We start from the raw sequence: 21,618 nt of genomic DNA, 5'->3' as shown, positions 1-21,618 counted from the left end.
AAAAATTTTATTTCTATACTACTATTAAATTTGGTGACCACTTAAATGATCACCATTAAATAAAATAATAATTATAATCTTTTATTGCTAGTTAAAAAAGGAGTTTAGCTTGAACGCCTATTTCTCTTGGTTCACCTAGTTGAGCTTTATTACCAAAAGCATAAGTTCTATACAAAGCATCTCCAATATTCTTGGCATAAACACCTAATTCATATTGTTTTGTTGGATGCCATGATATAGATGCATCAACAATAGTATAGTGACGCTGTTCTAGATCGTTTTGCTCATTAAAATAAAATGGTCCATTAAACCTGACTGCAATCCGAGACGACCACTTTTGCTCAGCTCCATATGAACCATCCCATGCTATTAATGAACTATAACGAGGAGTATAAGCGGGTCTTTTGTTTTTATATTCTCCACTAGTAAATTCAGATTGATTGAACATCCCCCCTAGTGAAATACTATGATTAGAGTTAATCTTTGATTTCCAAAGGTACTCTATTCCTCGACTTCTTGAATCTCCCATATTAGATAATGCTTGATAACCTATGACACCCACATATCCTTGAACGTCTTTACTATCTATTTGGTATAGAGTAATTTCGGCCTGATGATTGTTATTAAAACTGTGCCATTTCCACCCTAACTCCATTTCAGTGGCAGTTTCTGATTTATAAGAAGCCAGCGCTAATTTATCTGTCCCTTCTTTATTAAATCCACCGGGTTTAAAACCACGCCCAACGCCAAACCATATCCGATTTTGTTCATTTGGAAGCCAAGCGATACTTGCTCGTGGAATAAAAGCATTAAAAGTTGCAGCATTATTATATTTAGACTCACCTTTTCCTTTTTCTAAAATGACCATTCTAGTTTTTGCTTTTTCATGAGAAAAGCGAGCTCCCGCCCCTAATTCCCAATAGTCATTTATTCGATAAGCGCCATCAAAATATCCAGAATAATTGTAAATATCATTATCAGATTTCTTTCCTCCCATACCTACTTGACCAATAGATAAATTATCGTGTCTATATCCCATTTTTTGAAATGATATACCAACAATTCCGCTTAATCTATCTCCTTCATAATTGGTTCTTACTTCTGAATATAGTAGATCCTGAGAATTCTCCTGCAATGTTCCATCCATAAATAATCTATCTATATCCATATGTTGATAAGAAAGTATAGTTTTTAATTTCCAATTTTCATTAAAGTCATAACCTGTATTCCATGAGATATTCTTTAATTTACGTTTAAGATCGGGGGTTTCATATAACCATTCAGTATCAACGTTTGAACGTGAAAGAGGTGAGAAAGGAACAAAATATTCTTCATGAGAATGGTAATTTTCCCCACCTATTTTAAAATTAGACTCGAATAATGTATCAGGGGAAATATAACTAGCAGATAGCCATCCTGTTTTTATATCTCGGCTATCTATATTTTTTTTATCCCATGCAGGATTATCCAAAGATCCATTATTTCTGTCGAAGCTAACATTTCCTTGAAGGGCCCACCCATTTTCCATATAGCCAGAACTACCCCCTGTATTAATTCTCCCTCCTCGACCAAAATATTGACCATCTAACCATGCTTCAGAATGGTTACTCGGTTTTTTTGTAATAATACTGATAATCCCCCCCAATGTGCCACGCCCATAAATAACTCCTTGTGGCCCTTTAAGCAGTTCAACTTGCTCTACTCCTTGAAGCGATTGTGCATATGATTGAGAAAGTTGAGGAGCTCCATCAACAAATAGCCCTAAACTCGGAGAGAAAAAATCAGCCGAAGATTGCCCACGAAGGGTCATATTGTTATAAATGCGTGAACTTCGGTTTGCAGATAACAATTCAGGAAAAACTGCATTTAAATCATCAGTTTGATTAACTGATGCTTTATTTAATTGTTCTTCTGTTTGAACATTCACATTACCAGTCACCTCAAAACTACTTTGAATACGCTTAGTTGCTGTGACAGTAATTGTATTATCAGCGGAATGATTATGTTTTTCTGGATTAGCTTCAGAGTTTACTGTTACTGTTGCTGTTATTACAAAAAACATAGTATTAAATAAATTTATTTTATTCTTCATATGATTAATTTTCATTCTTTCCCCAATCCCCAATAAGTGTAATAGTACTTCATGCAAAATAATAATGCTAATAAATATCATTCGCATTGTTATTATTATTTGAAAGTGATCACATTTTGAGCACAAAATTCATATATACTCATAAAAATGGATCGAGTAACAAAAAATATTGATATCAAGAGGTGGGTTAATAGAGTGTGCACTAGTGACAAAAAACAGATATCTAAAAATAATTGTTTTTATAAATCACTTTGTAATGAGTTAGTAGCCAACAAAAAGGTCATTATGGCTATAGGGGGGGGTTTATATCACCCAAACATTCATTTCAATGATTATCATGCAATCTGTACCAACCCTGTTAAGAAATGAAGGATTCTCTCTTTCTCTAATTGGATTGACTTCGCTTTTTATGCTTCCTTGGGCATTGAAGTTTTTATGGTCTCCATTTATTGAACGTTTGAGATTACCTTTTGGGAAAAAAATTCGTCGTTCACGGATATTAATCCTAACGGGACAATTATTAATTGCTCTTTTAATTTTCTTAGTGATTTTAATAAATCCTAGTGAAAATATAAGTAAACTGAACAATCTTTGGGTTTTTGGTATGTTTTTCCTATGTGCATTCTTAACTTCAACTATTGATATTGCGTGTGATGGTATGGCAGTAGAGCAAATCGCAACAAGTAATAGAGGATGGGGGAATATTGCTCAAGTAGGTGGAGGAGAAATAGGAGCATTATTAGGTACGAGTGGTTTTTTATTAATAGTTAGCTACATTAATTTAAATGTTGCATTTATTTTATCCGCTCTAGTTATCTTGTTATTGACGCTACCTATGCTTCTCTTTAGAGAATCAAATAGAGTCTCTATTTCTGAAACTTATCATATCCCCAAATTATCATATGCCTTTAATCGAAAAGAAGTAAAAATAGGTATTCTATTAGTCATTCTATTAGAAGGAGGCAATAGAATTACAGATATGATTACGGGCCCTATGTTGGTCGATATGAATATTACTTTAAGTAAAATCGCACTATTAATGGGTAGTTTTACTTTTTTTGCAAGTCTATTTGGAACACTCATAGGTGGTATATTAATAAAAATATTTGGCGTATGGAAATCTATTTTCATTACCTATGGTTCTCAAGGCTTAATTTTTGCCTTAATATCTATAACTATTGGAATTAAGGATATTCCACATGAAGTTATTTTTCTTCTAATGGTATTTAAATATATTCTTTTTTCTGCAGGGTTGGTTGCTTTTTATACCGGCTTAATGGGATTATCTTCATTGAAACAAGCTGGCATTGATTTTACTATTTTTCAGTGCACAAATGCTCTTATAGCAATTTTTGCTACTCTATTAGGTACTTGGATAGCAGAATACTGGTCTTATTCATTTGTTTTTGCAGTATCTTCTTTTTACACTTTTATCGCTGTATTTATTGCCATTAGATTAATAAAAAAACATCTTAAATTTATTTTCTCATCAAATAACTTTGAGCAATACTCATAATTATTAGAAAATTTAATAAGGTAATTTTATGATGGATAATCACGAAGATTTTTACACTCAGTCTGCTGAAATGTACGATATATTAAGTGAGCAACATTGGAAAACACGTGAAAATACATTTATAGAGTCATTATATTTAATGGGAATAAATAGAGGTAATTGGCTAAACATAGGTGCAGGAACAGGCCAAGAATTAGCTATACTAGCGCAAACATTTCCAAATATACATATTCTGGCTATTGAACCTTCAGCATCTATGCGTATTGGCTTAATGACAAGACTTATGATGTTACCTAAAATACAACACCAAGTAACTGTGATTGCTGATACATTTCAAAATGCCATTTTACCAAAATCATTTTCTGCCGCTATTATATGTGGCTGTATAGGATATTTTGATCAGAATGATAGGAGGTTATTATGGAATAAACTTGCAAATGGGCTAGAAGAAAAAGGGGCTATTTTAGTAGATACAATGCCGTTTAATACGCCTTGTAACATTTCTAAGATACAACTTAATAGTAAAAAAATAGGTAGGCATATCTATGAAATTTATTTAAGTGGCAAACCTATAAATGAAGAAACTATTCGTTGGAATATGAATTTTAAAATCATAGAAGATGATAAAGTCATACGAAGTTTTAATATTGAAAGAGATTGGTATACTTTTGGAATTGAACAAGTAATTAAGGAGGCATCAAGAGAAGGATTGGTCCATGAAAACATTAACTCAAGTACTGTACCAATGATAATTCTCCGCCATAAATAACTCATCATTAAGGTGTGAAAATGTTAAGTGATATTGACAATATAAAAGAACTATGTTCTAAGCAAATAAATATTGACAAAAATAAATTTTCAGATGAAGACAACCTGATTAAATTAGGTCTTGATTCAATTGGGTTTATGCAATGTTTATATATTTTAAAAAAAAATGGTTACGCTATAACATTAAAAGATTTGTATTTAAACCCAACAATAAAAGGATGGTATAAAATATTAAAAAAATCAGATATAAATAAAAAAGAAAAAAAAGATAATATATATCCACATAAAACAATAAAAAATGTCGGTGAGTTTTCACTTACCCCTATACAACATGCCTATTTTGTTGGTCGTTTGAATAAACAAACTCTTGGTGGTGTTGCTTGCCAAATTTATCAAGAATTTGATGGCACCCCTAAATTTACTCCAGAAAGTCTAGAGAAAGCATTAGTATTATTATCAAAACGTCATCCCATGTTGAATATAGTATTTAACCAACAGGGTACACAACTTTGGTCTCCTAACCCAAATAGGAAATATGTTACTTATCATAACTTTAGTCAATTACCAAAGGATGAATATGAGAAAAAACTTTTACAATTACGGGAAGAATTAAGCCATCAGGTACTAAATGTTGAAAGCGGTCAGTTAATTGATTTTCACATGATATCGCTACCTAACAACAGATATCGTTTATGTACTAATATTGATATGTTGATTGCGGATGGTACAAGTTATTCATTACTCTTTACTGAACTTTGTTTATTATTGAGCGGAGAAATATTACCTCAATTAGATGAGCACTATGACTTTTACCATTATTTACAAGATAAAAAACAGTATGAAAACAAAGAATCAGCATATCAATATTGGAAAAATAAAATCCCAAACCTACCAGACTCTCCTCTTCTGCCATTATATAATGACCCAGAAAAAATAAATAAAATAAAAATCAAACGTCTTAGTTGGACATTTAGCTCAAAAGAATGGAAAAACTTTAGTAAGTTTGCTAAAGAAAATAATATTACACCCTCCATTGCATTAGCAACCTGTTTCTCCTCTGTACTTGCAAGATGGACTGGTCAAAATAGCTTATTACTCAACTTTACGTTATTTGATAGAAAGCCATTAGCCCCTGCAGTTAATAATATTATAGCTGATTTTACTAATGTCATTCTTTTAGAAATGAAAACAGACAGTCGATCATTAATTTCATTATCTAAAGACAATCAAAATACATTTATTGAAGCCTGGCAACATTCTGATTATTCTGGTATTGATATCATTAGAGACCTTCGTAAAAATGGCACCCATCCTTATGGGTGCCCTGTTGTCTTTACTAGCCATATTAATCAACCACTTATTGATAAAAATATAGAATCTGTATTAGGTTCTATAGGATGGGGAATATCACAAACACCTCAAGTTTGGCTTGATCACATGGCAATTAACAAAGGTGGAAATATTGTTTTACAGTGGGATTATAACAATGACTTATTCCAAAATGATGTTATATCAACAATATTTGATGTTTATATTTCTCGTATACGCCAACTTGCCAACGATCCTAATGCTTGGATTGAACCTCAACCTAATTTCATCCCTAAAAAACAATTAAAAAGTAGAATATCAGTTATCAAACAAGATAATTCACTATTATTTCATACACTACATAAGTCTATTTTCCATAATTATTCAAATTCATCAAGAATTGCTGTCATCGATATCGACTCTCAAGAATGGAGCTACAAAAAGTTATTATCTAAAGCAATAATACTCAGTGAGAAAATAATACAACAAGGTTATAAACCAAAAGAAAGAATTGGTGTATGTATGCCAAAAGGAGTAGGGCAAATTATTAGCGTTCTGGCTATTTTATTAATGGGTGGAACTTATGTTCCGATTGATGTACTACAACCAGAAGAACGTATAAACCGTATTGCTAAAAATGCTCAGCTTTCATTACTAATCGTATCTGATAGCGATCCATCCTATTTAAGCTATGCTACATTTTGTAACAGGATTGTTTGGCAAAAAGTTCAACCCTCCGAGAATAAACCACCACACAATATAGATATATCTCCTCATCAAGCAGCTTATGTTATTTATACTTCTGGTTCTACTGGAGAGCCTAAAGGTGTTGTTGTATCCCATGCCAGTGCAATGAATACCTGCCTTGATCTCAATCAGCGATATAATATTTCAGACAAAGATCGGGTACTTGCCATATCAGCACTACATTTTGATCTGTCTGTTTATGATATTTTCGGCGTTTTAAATGCCGGAGGAACTCTTGTATTAGTTAAAGAAGATGAGCGCCGCAATCCTGATGCATGGTTACGACTTATTAACCAACATAAAATAACACTTTGGAACAGTGTACCTGCACTGTTTGATATGTTACTAACATATGTAGAAGGAATAGAGTCATCCATTCCACAATCGCTGCTATTAATCTATCTCTCTGGAGATTGGATTGGGCTTGATCTCCCTACACGTTACTATACTTTCTGCCCAAATGGACAAATAGTCGCCATGGGAGGTGCCACAGAAGCCTCTATTTGGTCTAACTATTTTAATGTCACAACATTAGACCCATCTTGGAGCTCAATACCTTATGGATATCCTTTATCCAACCAACGTTATCGTATTGTTAATGCTAAAGGAGAAGATTGCCCTGATTGGGTATCAGGAGAACTTTGGATTGGTGGTGCAGGCGTTGCGTTAGGCTATCTAAACGATCCCGAAAAAACAGCACAACAGTTTGTAAAACAAAATGGTGAAAATTGGTATAAAACAGGTGATATGGGAAGATATCTCCCTGGCGGTATACTTGAATTTTTAGGAAGACGTGACCGGCAAGTTAAGATTGGCGGATACCGTATAGAACCAGGGGAAATTGATGCCGCATTCAATAAGCTTCAGGGTGTGCAAAATGCGATTACACTATGTCTTGGTAATGGTAATAAAGAAAAAGCATTACACTCTTTTGTGATACTAAATTCGGGTAATTACCAGAATATTATTAGTTCAAATAGCACCATTTCTCCCCTCTACTATCTGCGCTCAACCCCAATAAATATACAACAACAATCCCAAGAAGCGGCAATCATAGCTGGATTTTTATATGATTATCTTACTGAACAAAATATTGATTTCGACAACCTCTTGTCAGAAAAAAAATCAGCAGATGAACATGGCATTATCGCTAGCTATCAGTCATTAATGGCTAATTGGCTAAATTTAATAGCACAATATCCACAAACTACACTCAATTCCCCCCCAACTAATAGTACTCAGCGAACGCTAATAGAAAATTTGCAGCGCCACAAAAACAATTTAACAGACATACTCAAAGGTAAAAAATCAGCTCTAACACTATTTGATGATCCCTATTGGTCACCAGAACAAGTCACTATGCGTATTGATGGAATGCACTACTCCTTAGAAAATTTACTACAAAAAATCAGAGAACTTCATCATTCACTAAAAAGGCCAATAAAAATCATTCAATTAGGTGCTAGAAGCGGTATTTCAGCAAATTATATTCTGCAACGATTACCCAATAATATGGTTACCCTACTGCTAACTGATGAGTCTCTTTCAATGGTAACGCAAGCTAACCAAAATTTATCAGATTATCAAAATAGCTATGCTGAGCCTCTTACAGAAGTATTTCTTCATAAAAATCGATATAGTGCAGATATCATTTGGATGAACAATTATCTTCATCGATTAGACAACCCACAAAAAGAGATACAAAAATTCGTTTCACTCTGTGCTCCGAGTGGAATGATTTTTATACAAGAAGTGCTACATGCCCCTGCACAATCACTGATAAGCATCTCTTTATTACAACAAAATGGTAGTGATCCTGCTGATAAATTATTAACAGCAAAAAAATGCAAAGATATCTTTAGCGCTTCTACTGCGACTTATAAAAGTGAAGGAGTTAACGGCGAAATATTGACACAGTTATACCAAGCACCAGAAAAAATTTATTTACCAGATAAAAATAAGCTAGAGCATGATTTGCGCCAATTTTTACCAGACTATATGATCCCAAAACATATTTATTTTCTAACTGAGTTCCCCTTAACCGCAAATGGCAAAATAGATAACCAATCATTAAAATTGTATTGTCAGGAATACCAAGAAGAATACCTAAATCAAAAACCTATCAATGGTAAAGAACAGAGCATCATAACAATATGGCAAAAGCTCCTTGGCACCAACAAGATACACCGTCACAGTCACTTCTTTCGTGAAGGGGGAGATAGCCTAGTTGCTATTCGATTGATCTCTGATTTAAACCATATTGGCTACCAAGTTGAACTGGAGCATATCTTTGCTTATCCGATCCTTTCTGATTTTGCACAAAATATAAAGCAGAGCGAAGTTTTCGAAAAACAGCCAGCAATTTCACATAACGAGGCGTATAGATACAATCCATTTCCACTCACTGATATTCAGCAAGCTTACTTAGTTGGACGGCAAAATAATTTTACACTTGGGGGTGTTGGTACACATTTTTTTGTCCATTTTATAGCGGAAAATTTAGATGTACCTAAATTAGAACGTACAATTAATCAGTTGATTTCTCGTCATGATATGTTACGTGGTGTCATTATTAATGGACAACAACAAGTACTTAAAAAAGTTCCTTATTATTCCGTTAAAACGCATTATATTCCTACAGAAAAAAGTGACGCTTTTCTAGTATTACGAGCTCAACTTGCTAACACTGTTTATGATCCAGAAAATTGGCCCTTATTTGCTATTCAAGTTATCAAGACCAAAGAACAACCAGATCATATTTTTATTAGCCTTGATAACTTATTCCTTGATGGAATGAGTATGCAGATATTTTTCAGTGAACTAAAAACGCTATATATGGAGCCAAATCATCAATTTATCCCTCTAGATATTACTTTTCGAGATTATATTGATTGTGATGCCTATCAGATTAACACACAAAATGATTGGGAATATTGGTTAACGCGTTTACCACAATTACCACCAGCCCCACAATTGCCACTAATAAAAGATCCAGCACAGATTGTGCAACCTCGCTTCTCGCGTTTACAAACATCATTATCTACTTCTGTTTGGCAAGCACTACAACAAGTTGCTCAACAAAATAATGTTACGCCAGCAGCACTTTTGATTGCTGCTTATTGCGCCACATTATCCGCATGGAGTAAAAGCCCTGAGTTAACAATTAATTTGACATTATTTAATCGGCATCCTGTACATCCTCAAATAAATGAAGTACTTGGTGATTTTACCTCATTACAATTACTCGATTGGTATACCTGCGATCTTTGGTCAAACAGTATCTCAATGATGCAAAAACGTTTACATAAAGATATGCAGCATCGTAGTGTTTCAGCCATTAAAGTAATGCGTGAAATGGCAATTCAACGACAGATGTCTCATATAGAGATGCCTGTCGTTTTTACCTGTGCATTGGGCTATAAACATGATGAAGGTTTTCTTTCTCATCATTCATGGCTAAAACCTGTTTGGGGAATATCACAAACACCACAAACATGGCTAGATCATCAAGTATATGAGTCAGATGGTGAATTATATTTAAACTGGGATTTTGTCGAGCAATTATTTGACTACCCAACCATTTTTTCCATGTTCCAGCAATATGAACATATACTCACTAAACTGGCTACTGAACCAGAATCTTGGCAATTGCCATTAAATAAACTTATACCAAGACGCAATAATCTCATCATCACCCCAGTTTTCAATGCCAAAAATAATCAAAACACACATTATAAACAATCTACTGACACAAAAAAAACAGGTCAGACAATACAACAACTACAACAACTACAACAACTACAACAACTACAACAACTTGTTAAGCAAGTTATTGGAATATCATTAGCACCTGAAACAAATTTTTTCGAAGCAGGTACCAGCTCTTTACAATTGGTTCAACTTCATGCAGCACTACAAAAAAATGGCTATAGCCATATTACAATTACTGATCTGTTCGCTAGTCCAAATCTAAGTACATTAGCGCAATTGCTTTGGCAAAACACTTCACCAACATGTGAGCAATATTCCGACCGAGACAAACACAAAAACAAGAGAAAGAAACGGTTACAACTACGAACTCATAGTAGATAAAGGATATTAATCATGCTGAATTTTGAAACTTTCTATGGTAATAGTGAACCTATTGCTGTTATTGGTCTTTCTGGTCGCTTTCCTGATGCACAAAATATTGATCAATTTTGGCATAATATAATTAATAAACACGATAGCTCTCGTCTTTTTTCTGAAGAAGAACTAAAAGCCGCTGGTGTTGCTGAACAAACTTATCGTTCACCTGATTTTGTTAATCGTGGCGCGCCGTTAGATGAAGCGGAATATTTTGACGCTACTCTATTTAATTATTCACGCTCAGAAGCTGAACTTATCGATCCCCAGCAAAGAGTTTTTTTACAAGGTGCTTGGCATGCTTTAGAGCATGCTGGATATGCCCCTTGCAATATAACCATCAAAACAGGCGTTTTTGCTTCAGCAAGAATAAGCAGCTATCCTGCTCAGCAAGATTTAGCATTGCACAATATTGGCCATGTCCGTGGCATGCAAAAATTATTAGGGAATGATAAAGACTATCTCGCAACACGTATTGCATATAAATTAAATTTAACTGGTCCAGCATTAACTATACAAACCGCTTGTTCTAGCTCCTTAGTTGCCGTACATATGGCTTGTGAAAGTTTACGCTCTGGTGAATGCAGTATGGCTATTGCTGGTGGAATTGGTATCACATTTCCACAAACCGGTGGTTATCTATATCAGAAAGGCATGATCTTCTCACCAGATGGTATTTGTCGTCCTTTTGATGCAGAGGCAAACGGTACTTTTGCTGGTAATGGGTTTGGTATTGTAGTGTTACGTCGTCTTGAAGATGCCTTAGTGGATGGAAACACAATTATTGCTGTATTACGTGGTAGTGCCATTAATAATGATGGTCATCAAAAAGCGGGATTCACAGCGCCCTCCGTAGCAGGCCAAGTTTCAGTTATTAGAGAAGCAATACAACTGGCCGACATTAAAAATGAAGATATTGAACTTATTGAAGCACACGCCACAGCTACACCATTAGGTGATCCAATTGAGTTTAGTGCATTATGTCAGGTTTTCTCTGATCGCTCTCTTACTGCTTCTAAATGCGCTATTGGCTCAGTTAAAGGCAATATCGGACATCTGGATACAGCAGCAGGTATCACTGGCCTAATTAAAACGATATTAGCGGTAAATAAAGCACTTATTCCTCCATCTATGCATTTTAATCACCCAAATCCTCAATTACAAATAGAAAAAAGCCCGTTCTACATTCCTAAAAGCCCTAAAGTTTGGTCTAGCAGAATACGAACTGCTGGTGTTTCTTCATTTGGTATTGGTGGAACAAACTGTCATATCATTGTGCAATCATTGCCTGACTCATTAGTATCAATTAAACCTGAACCAGAGGTAGACAATAATTTTGAATACTCATTATTGCTTAGTGCCGCCACAAAAGAGAGTCTAAAACAACTTGCTGGTGATTATGCACCATTAATAAAAATTACCCCAGCAAACATTCTGGCTCATAATGCATTACAGCAAAGACAACTCAACTTACCATGGCGCTTATCTATCCCCTTAACAAGTGAAAGTGATATTTCACTGTTAGCTTTCTCTCAAGGAAGTGCAGATTCTTTAATACAATATGGTCATACATCAATAAATAAGAAAATAGCGTGGCTATTTTCTGGTATGGGATCACAATATCCTGCTATGGGTAAAGTGATGTACCAACATTCAACAACATTTGCCGAAACTATCGATCGTTGTGAGCAAGCATGCCTGCAACACTTAACATTTTCGTTAAAAGAAGTCATGTTTGGCCTACATAGCGATAAACTCGTTAATGCCAGTTATATTCAAGCGGCTATTGTCGCCTATGAAATTGCAATGGCAGCACATTGGCGAGCAATCGGTATTTTACCTGAAATAATTGTAGGTCATTCTTGCGGAGAATATGCCGCAGCCGTTATCGCTGGTTTCTATACAATCGAACAAATGATGCCACTTGCTGTATATAGTGGACAATTAATGGAAAGTCATGTTAATGGTGAAATGATTGCTGTATTTGCAAAATATCAAGATATTCAAATCATTGCTAAACGATGTCATGTTGAATTAGCTGCAATTAATGGCCATAACAACTTATCATTCGCGGGGCAACCCGATGATATGCAAAAATTTACTCAAATATTGAAAGCAAAGAATATTCGATTTAGAGAAATGAATAACGTGTGTGCTGCTCATACCTCTTATATTGATAATATTCTTGATCAATTGATGGAATTTACTGAGTCATTATCAGCCTCACAAGGAAAAATAGCCTTAGTCTCAGGCTATACAGGGCAATTAATTTCTCAAAAAGAACTTCAACATCCATCATATTGGGCTCAGCAACTACGCAATACAGTTATGTATCAAGATGCAATACAAACGTTAGTCAATCATGGTGTCACCCATGCTATGGAATTAGGACCAACTTCTGTATTAAGTGATCTTGGTGAACGTGAAGGCATTACTGAGATTAGTTGGATACCAACTGCCAGAATGGGAGTTGATGAAATTCAGATGAAACAACAGGCTGCAACAACCCTATTTATTGCAGGCTATGATTTACCATGGCAGTCACTGTTTAAAACTCAAGGAAGTTATATACCATTACCTCTCTATCCCTTTGAAAAACAATATTATTGGTATGAAAAAAAGGATAGTGAAAAATATCAACCACAAAAAAGCGCATTTGATTTACCTATTAGCCAAGGTCGTGAAACGGCATTAAAAGCGCTTACAACACTCGATCTTCCTCGTTTAAACTCATTTAATTCAACACTTACCACTTTACATAATTATTACGTCGATAAAATGATATGCTCGTGTTTAGGCCATGAGTTGAATACCCCCATGTCTGTAATCGATATTATGCGAGCAGGACGCATTTTACCTCGCTATTATCAATTATTAGTACGTTTATTAGAGGCCTGTGTTGAGGATGGATATTATATTTACCAACAGATAAATCAGCACAACTACTATAAAAAAATAAAATCTATTTCTAGTGATAAATTACCATTATTATTCCATCAATTACAATTAGATAGCGAAGGTCTTCAATCTATTCCTGACACCGTCAAGCGAGCAGGAGAGCAACTCTACGATATGATGACAGGCGTGATTGAACCTGTTTCAGTGATCTTTCCTGAAGGTGCATCTCAAGGTGTTGAAGTTCTCTATCAAGATTTTAGTTTTGGTCGTTATTTTAACCAAATTGCTGCCGCGGTACTTAAAGGATTACTTTCTCACTACCAGCCCACTGTGGCTAAGCCTTTGCGAATTATTGAAGTCGGTGGTGGCACGGGAGGAACCACCTCTTGGCTGCTACCTATTTTATCAACCATACAACATGTTGAATACGAATTTACCGATATTTCACCTATCTTCACCCGACGTGCCGCACAAAAATTTAGTCAATATTCATTTGTTAACTATCGAGAGTTCAATTTACAACAATCCCCTGAAATACAAGGTTTTCAATCTGATTATTATGACATTATTATTGCTGCTAATGTTATTCATGCCACTCAACATATTGGAGATACATTAACTGCTCTTCGTACTTTACTGCGTTCCAATGGTCATTTGCTTATGCGCGAAATAACCAAACAAGCTCGCTTATTTGATTTTGTTTTTGGCCCACTGGTGTTACCCCTCCATGATGAAAAGATCCGTAAAGGAAAACTATTTTTATCACCAGAATTATGGCATCAACAGTGTCGCTTAGCAGGATTTCAACATATTCGCTGGTTACCTGATGCATTACCAGAAACCAAAGATATGTGTGAACATATTATTCTCGCCAGTGTTTCGACAGAAAACGATCACTTTGATCAAGAGTTACCTAGTGACACCAAGATACAACAAAGTTCACACTACCAATGGCAATTAACACCTTGTGTGGAACAAGATCTTATCAAGCCAACATTAATATTTAACCATCAACAAACATTGCCTTCTGAAATCACAGCTATTTTATCCGCTATTGGATGTCTTTCTGAACAGGGTGAAAATCAATTAATCGTTGCCAACCTTGCAGATCCTTTAATTATCGCCGAGCAGATCCGCCAAATATTACTGTCATCGTCTGATGGGTTTGTTGTTATCACGCAACAAGCCTGGGCATTAACTGCCATAGAAACGGTTAATCCAGCACAACGTAGTATTCGAAGTTTATTAAAAACTATTCAAAAAGAATATAGCTCAAGGTTAATTGCCATTGTTGATTTAGGTATAAATGCCTCATGGTCTGAATTAGTTCCTGCTTTTATACAAATAGAACAAGGTAATAATGAAATTATTGTTCGTAACCATTGCTGCTACTTACCACAATTAACCCCACAGCCCTCATCTTCTACGATTATAGCGCAGAACATCATGGTATCCCCGCGCTGGCATATTATTACTGGTGGTTTTGGAGGCTTAGGTCGAATTACAGCAAGTTGGTTAGTAAGGCAAGGTGCTAAACGTATCGCTATTTTGGCACCACGAGCTGATAGCAGCGCATTAGATTGGATGAATAACTTACAGAAATCTAACCAGCTAGAAATAAAATGGCTAACATGTGATTGTCGTGATAACGCTCAATGTCATGCAGCACTCACTCAGCTTGAAAATGAAGGTGGCATTGAGGGGCTTATACACAGTGCAGGTATTTTGGATGATGCACTTATGACACAACTCACCCCTAAGCGTATGTCTGACGTATTTTCTGTTAAAGCGATATCTGCCAAGCAATTTTGTGATGCTTTAGAAAAAACAGATGCCAGTTACCTTATTTTATACTCCTCTGCCGCTGCAACTATAGGCTCTGAAGGACAAGCAGCTCATTCCCTCGCTTGTGGATATTTAGATGGATTAGCTGAATATGCACGTCGCAATATCAAGGGATTAACCGTCATTTCTATCGCTTGGGGGGCATGGCAAAGTGTTGGCTTTGTGGCAGAAAAACAACTCCATGATAAATTACAACACAAAGGTATGAGTACGCTTACTACTGAGGAAGGACTGGCACATTTAGATGCTTGTCTGCTAGATAATACCTCTTGTCGCCTTGCAATGCGCTTAGCGACTCCACCTTTAATGACACAAAAAACGCCTTTATTTCATCAGGCTAATCATAATGATCATTATGATAACCATGAAATTAATCACACTCACCAGCTTTGTGAAACCCCAACTCAAACGGCTCAAACAGAGCCGGTAAGCCCTAACAGGGTTGATTATCGCGTTGGTGATAACTTAGAACAGTGGCTAACAGCATGTATCAAACAACTGTTGCGTCTTGGTGATGAACATATTGATACTCACATTGAACTATTCCAATTAGGACTAGATTCTCTCTCTTTCCTCGATCTCAGTGCGGAAATTAAGAAACAGTTTGCGGTCAATATTGACGCTGAACAATCTTATGATGATATGACTATTGCTGGTTTAGCCTCAGTTATTCGAACCGCAGCACCTGAGAAATTTACTGTGACAGAAGCACTCCATAATCAAGACAACATTTCCCACACAATGGAGTCAGAACGATATGCCCCATTTCCATTAACACCAATTCAACACGCCTATTGGATCGGACGTAAAAACCTCTTTAACTACGGAGGCGTTGCTTGCCATGCAATTTTTGAATGGGATTGTCAACGCCAGATATGGGAGCCAGCCTCACTTGAAAAAGCTTGGAATAAAGTTATTCAGCGTCATGATATGTTGAGAATGATCATAGATGATGATGGACAACAACGTATCTTAAAAGAAGTTCCTTATTTTCATTTTATTCAACATGACCTAACAAATTTAACCCAACAAGAGCAACAAGAGAGCCTAACACAGATAAGGGAAGCCCTTTCTTATCGGGTATTACCGACTGAGTCATGGCCATTATTTGAAGTTGAAATTTCTTGGCTAAATAACGATTGTTACAGATTACATATCAATCTAGATTTACTGCAGTTTGATACCATGAGCTTTAAAATTCTGTTTGATGATCTATTTAACGCCTATTCAGGACAAGAATTAATACCACAAACATTTACCTTCCGCGACTACTGCTTAAAAAATCAAACAAATCGTAACAGTGATGAGTGGAAAATGGCATGGTGTTACTGGCAGGATCTATTATCTGATTTACCTTCTGCCCCATATTTACCGATAAAGAATTCATCCATTACTGAACAACCTCGCTTTACGACTTTCCAACATCATGTTTCTATAGCGCAATGGGACAAATTAAAACAGAGGTGGAAAAAGCATGGTATTACACCATCAGCAGGGCTTTTAACACTTTTTGCTTTAGTTTTAGGTCGCTGGACAAAATACCCAGCCTTTACACTAAACTTAACTTTCTTTAATCGTCAACCATGGCACCCAGATGTTACACAACTTATTGGTGATTTTACCTCTGTACTCCCTATAGATATTTATCTAGATAACGACTGTACATTAAATGAGTCAATGGCAAAAATACAGCGCAGACTTTGGCAACATTTAAGTAAGTCCCAAGTAAATGGTGTAGAGATTTTACGTGAATGGGGACGCTATAAAGGGGATAGTAGCCAATCTCTGTTACCTATTGTATTTACTAGCATGTTAGGTATGACACTAGATGGTGACAATATTGATGAAGCATTAAATCAGCTTTTCGGCCAACCCGTATATAGCTTCGCGCAAACACCTCAAGTTTGGTTAGATCACCAAGTAATGGAAGGAAAAGAGGGGCTAACATTAAATTGGTTCTGCATGGATGACATCTTTGCTGACGGTTTATTAACAATGATGTTCTCTGATTATCAAAGCTTGATCACTCAATTATGCCAAGATGAAGATAATAATCAATCAGTTGATAAGATTATTGCGCAACTTCCTTCATATCAACATTTAGCAATAGATAATCACCTCCAATCACGCTATCAACAACTCGAGCAAACATTGGAAAATCATCCGCAAATCAAACGTGCTCATGCTATGGTAATGGTAAAAGACGATACGAAAGTAGAGCCTCCTCTACAATTACTGTTTGAAGCCTCTTCTGATATTCCACTATCCGTTATTAAACAGCCCAATTGGTTACCTAATTTACTTTCGCCATCAGCTTCACTCAGTGACATTATTGAAAAGAGTTGGCAACGATTTGAGGAACGAGCACGGTATGGCATATGTCACACACTGTATCGAAATGCTCTTTTTACCGAGCTAAACACACCAATCACCCTAGCTGAAATAGTGGCTCGTTTAAAAGCAAAGCCTCAGTATGAGAGGCTACTTAGTCAGTGGCTAGATTTATTATGCCTGCATCACTTATTAACCAAAGAGGGTGATCAGTTTTATGCCACAACACAGTTTATTAACTTATGTTTATCTGCCCCAGTATTTCAACAACCTGTTAATGATTGGGAATATGTACTTTGGGATTACCTTGAACAATCACTAACCCAACATGAATTACTCTTTAGTGGTAAGGTTTCTCCTCTTTCACTACTTTTTAATTCAGATGAAATTACCACAGCACTATACGCCAAACACCCTGCACTAAATTATTTAAATCAATGTGCAAAAGATATTGTTAGTGCAATGGTTGGTGCAACATCTTCACTCAATATTTTAGAAATAGGAGCAGGTACAGGAGCTACCACTCAAGGTATAGTCGCAGTACTTGAGAATACGAATTACTCATACACCTTTACTGATATATCACATTACTTCCTTGATAAAGCGCGAAAAAAATTCACTGCTGTAGGAGAAATGCGCTATCAACTCTTTGATATTAATGCACCAATACAATTTTCTCATCATCCAGATAATGGCTATGATCTGATCATTGCATCTAATGTATTACATGATGCATCACATATCGGCCACGCACTAAAACGGATTAGAAGCCTGTTAAAACCTCAAGGCTATTTATTATTTATCGAAGCAACCGAGTGTCAAAGTGCTATGCAAATGGCGACTGTTGGCTTTATTGAGGGATTAAGTGCATATCAAGATAAGCGTATATTGACGAATAAAGCGATGCTTGATAGTGAAAGTTGGCATGATATTTTAATCAATACTGGTTTTGAAACTATTGGTCAATGGCCCCAAACAGATTCCTCATCTTTGCGACAAACACTCTTTTTAGCCTCTCCCACTCGTGGAGGAAAACCTTATTTAGGTAAATTACGTGATTATTTATCTCATTCTCTTGATCAGAATATCGACTCTTTTGAGTTGTTCCAATGTGAAAATATTGAAGCAACCCTTAATGGCATAGCAACATCATCCGCTCAAGAGCTAAATGAACAGATACAACCTGTTGCAATACCTGATGTACCAACCAATATGATTAATGAAATTATTGCATTATGGTCTGAGTTATTAGGTCGTGAGGTCAATAGTACAAATGATTTCTTCCGTTCTGGAGGAGATAGTTTGATTGCAACCAAAATGATCAGCCAATTACATCAACGGGGATATCCAGCAACATTACAACAGATTTTTACCTATCCATGCTTAGCCGATTTTTGTGCTCATTTAGAGCAGGAAAAGCAATCTCAACGAGAGTACTCCTCTTTGATACCTCTAAGCGCTGTATCTGCTCCAAAACCTTACCACTACTTTATGGTACATGCTTCTGATGGTGATCCCGGTGTTTACCTACCTCTTGCTGAGTCGTTAAATAATACAGTGTGGGGATTAACAGTTACAGATGCTTCAAAACTAACTGATTTGGATACATTGTTATCATTACATTTATCTAGCATAAAAACAGCACAGCAGACTGGCCCTTATATTCTTATTGGTTGGTCATATGGTGCTTTTATTGCCAGTTACCTTGCAGAACAACTCTCGCAACAAAATCACTCCGTATTATTAGTATTAATAGATCCCGTCTATCGACATGATTTTATTAAATTTTGTCATGATGACTCAGATAGTTCATCAGATGAAAATAAGCAGCTTGCATGCACTAAAAGACTTATGTCATTCCTACCTGAAAGTGACCTACCATTATCTGATGATATCGCCTGTTTATGGCTAGAAGCCACCAACCACCCAACAGAATGGACATCACCTGAAAAAGAGTGGTACCAACGATTACCGCCACATACCCAACATCACTATTTTTCAGGGGAGCACTGGTCAATACTGCAAGATCGCGCTACCAGCACACATCTGGCCGAAATCATTGATCAGTGGGTGCAACAAAAACTTTCTAATAACGGATATCCATCCGAAGGAGGTAATTAATGAAACCGGCAAAAAAAGTGGTGATTGTAGGCAGTAAATTTGGAGAGGTTTATCTCAATGCATTTATACAACCTCAAGACAAATGGCATCTTATTGGCCTTTTTTCCAAAGGTAGCACTCGTTCTCGAGAATTATCTAAAGCATTCGGTATTCCACTTTTTACTCGATTTGATCAACTACCTGAAAAAATAGATCTAGCTTGTATTGTTGTGCGATCAGCCATTGTTGGTGGCGAAGGTAGCCAACTTGCGCAAGCATTTTTACAACGGGGGATCTCGGTTGTACAGGAACATCCTGTACATCCTGATGAAATTACCAGACTACAATCATTAGCAGAAAAAATGCATTGCCACTATATCGTTAACAGCCTCTATCCACATAATAAAGCAGGACGTTTATGGATAGAAAACACACAGAAGATATATCAGCAAATACAACAACGACCAGTGTGGGGACAAATTATCACAAGCAGGCAATTAATTTATTCCGCCTTAGATATATATTGCCAAGCAATGAAATTACACCCTAATGATATTACAGTCACATTAGAAAAAGATAATACCCCGCTACAATTTCTACGACTATCCAACCCTACTGGTGATTTGCTTTTATGCCTACAAAAACATTTGTCATCTAACGATCCTGATCAGCATAGCCTCGTGATGCATCATATGATATTAGGCTGGCCAGCTGGTTATTTAACTCTCGCTGGAAGTTATGGGCCAGTAGAATGGAATAATGCGCTTTATATTCATCATCACCAAGATAGTAAAAAAGCCATGTATCAATCTCCTGCCACGATGGAGCTTGATGAACCACTGTTTCATTCATTTCATACTCCACCAAATAGTTGGCAGGATGTGATGGAATGTGAAGCACCAGAAGCTATTAATTACTTACTGGCAGAGATAGATAAATGCTGGCAATTACCTAATGATAAAAAACCAATGATTTTACAACCCCATTACCAATTAGCTTTATCTCAATTATGGATAAAAACATTGCAAACAGCAGGTAAAGCCATTGATGGCACAATTGCGCCATTTAAGCGAATGAACTTCACCAAAAGTAGTGGACGGAGAAAATAATGATAAAACAATCTCCCGAATATATTACTCCTTTAAATGAGCAAAATGTAAATAAAGACAATGCGAACCTATTGGTTTGCCCATTTGCTGGTGCCAGTAATAGTGCATTTAACTCGTGGAGATCTACCGATATTTCAGGGTTAAATTGTCAATTAGTTAATTACTCTGGCCATGGTTGCAGATTTAAAGAACCAGCCTTTAATGATATTGGATTATTAGCCAATGAATTAATAACAATAATAAAGAAATTTTATCCACCACGGCATAATTCATTATTACTTTGCGGTCACAGTATGGGGGCCCAAGTTGCCTTTGAAACTGCTATTCAATTAGAAAAAAATGGCTGGGAATTATCTGGACTAATATTATCAGGCTGCCAAGCTCCTCATATTCAAGCAAGGAGATTACTGAGTGATTTAAATGATGATGACTTTATTCAACAATTAATTGCCATTGGTGGATGTGATGCTGAATTAATCAAGCAGCCACAGTTGTTAAAACAGTTTATGCCATTATTACGTGCTGATTTCCTTGCTACCGAGCGTTATTTTTTTCAAAAAAGCACTAAACGGCTTTTTCATACCCCTGTTTTATTAATGTATGGTAGTCATGATAGTGAAGCTGATAAAAACGAAGTTGAAGCATGGCAAGATTGGATAGATAAGCATTGCACTATTAATTGCATCGCTGGAGATCACTTTTATCCAATTACACGCCCAAATACTTTTTGTCGTTTTATTATTGATTTTTATCACCAATTTATCAATGATTAAATTGAT

7 protein-coding genes are annotated in these 21,618 nt (G+C 36.0%); 6 read left to right on the top strand and 1 reads right to left on the bottom strand.

The features are described from left to right. Positions 1-91: 91 nt before the first annotated feature. A complete protein-coding gene (locus GWI58_RS12450) occupies positions 92-2,107 on the bottom strand; it encodes a TonB-dependent receptor (protein ID WP_237611701.1) in 2,016 nt (671 codons plus the stop codon). 322 nt (positions 2,108-2,429) lie between these two features. Here GWI58_RS12450 and GWI58_RS12445 point away from each other — a divergent pair, with 322 nt between their 5' ends. From GWI58_RS12445 to GWI58_RS12420, 6 genes are read left to right on the top strand one after another with little or no spacing between them, the layout of a single operon-like run. Continuing rightward, positions 2,430-3,608: an MFS transporter gene (locus GWI58_RS12445; protein WP_237611700.1), complete on the top strand. Its 1,179-nt coding sequence runs from the start codon at positions 2,430-2,432 to the stop codon at positions 3,606-3,608. Between the two features lie 28 nt (positions 3,609-3,636). After that, the gene (locus tag GWI58_RS12440; protein ID WP_232799412.1) at positions 3,637-4,377 is read left to right on the top strand and encodes a methyltransferase domain-containing protein; all 741 of its coding nucleotides are present in this window, start codon (positions 3,637-3,639) and stop codon (positions 4,375-4,377) included. Positions 4,378-4,397: 20 nt separating this feature from the next. After that, positions 4,398-10,523 carry a non-ribosomal peptide synthetase gene (locus GWI58_RS12435; RefSeq protein WP_202608556.1) on the top strand — a complete coding sequence of 2,042 codons (6,126 nt, stop codon included), beginning with the start codon at positions 4,398-4,400 and terminating at the stop codon, positions 10,521-10,523. 12 nt (positions 10,524-10,535) lie between these two features. Further along, positions 10,536-19,751 (top strand): type I polyketide synthase, encoded by a 9,216-nt coding sequence (locus GWI58_RS12430; protein WP_161769220.1) that lies wholly within the window; start codon positions 10,536-10,538, stop codon positions 19,749-19,751. Next, positions 19,751-20,839: a Gfo/Idh/MocA family oxidoreductase gene (locus GWI58_RS12425; RefSeq protein ID WP_000801189.1), complete on the top strand. Its 1,089-nt coding sequence runs from the start codon at positions 19,751-19,753 to the stop codon at positions 20,837-20,839. Before GWI58_RS12430 ends, GWI58_RS12425 begins: the two co-directional genes overlap by 1 nt. Continuing rightward, positions 20,839-21,612 (top strand): thioesterase II family protein, encoded by a 774-nt coding sequence (locus tag GWI58_RS12420; RefSeq protein WP_004252339.1) that lies wholly within the window; start codon positions 20,839-20,841, stop codon positions 21,610-21,612. Before GWI58_RS12425 ends, GWI58_RS12420 begins: the two co-directional genes overlap by 1 nt. Positions 21,613-21,618 lie beyond the last annotated feature (6 nt).

It is taken from the genome of Proteus sp. G2674 (assembly GCF_009915195.1).
Lineage (GTDB): Bacteria > Pseudomonadota > Gammaproteobacteria > Enterobacterales > Enterobacteriaceae > Proteus > Proteus mirabilis.
The sequence above is the reverse complement of the archived record's forward strand: the minus strand, read 5'-3'. Positions and strand labels throughout refer to the sequence as shown.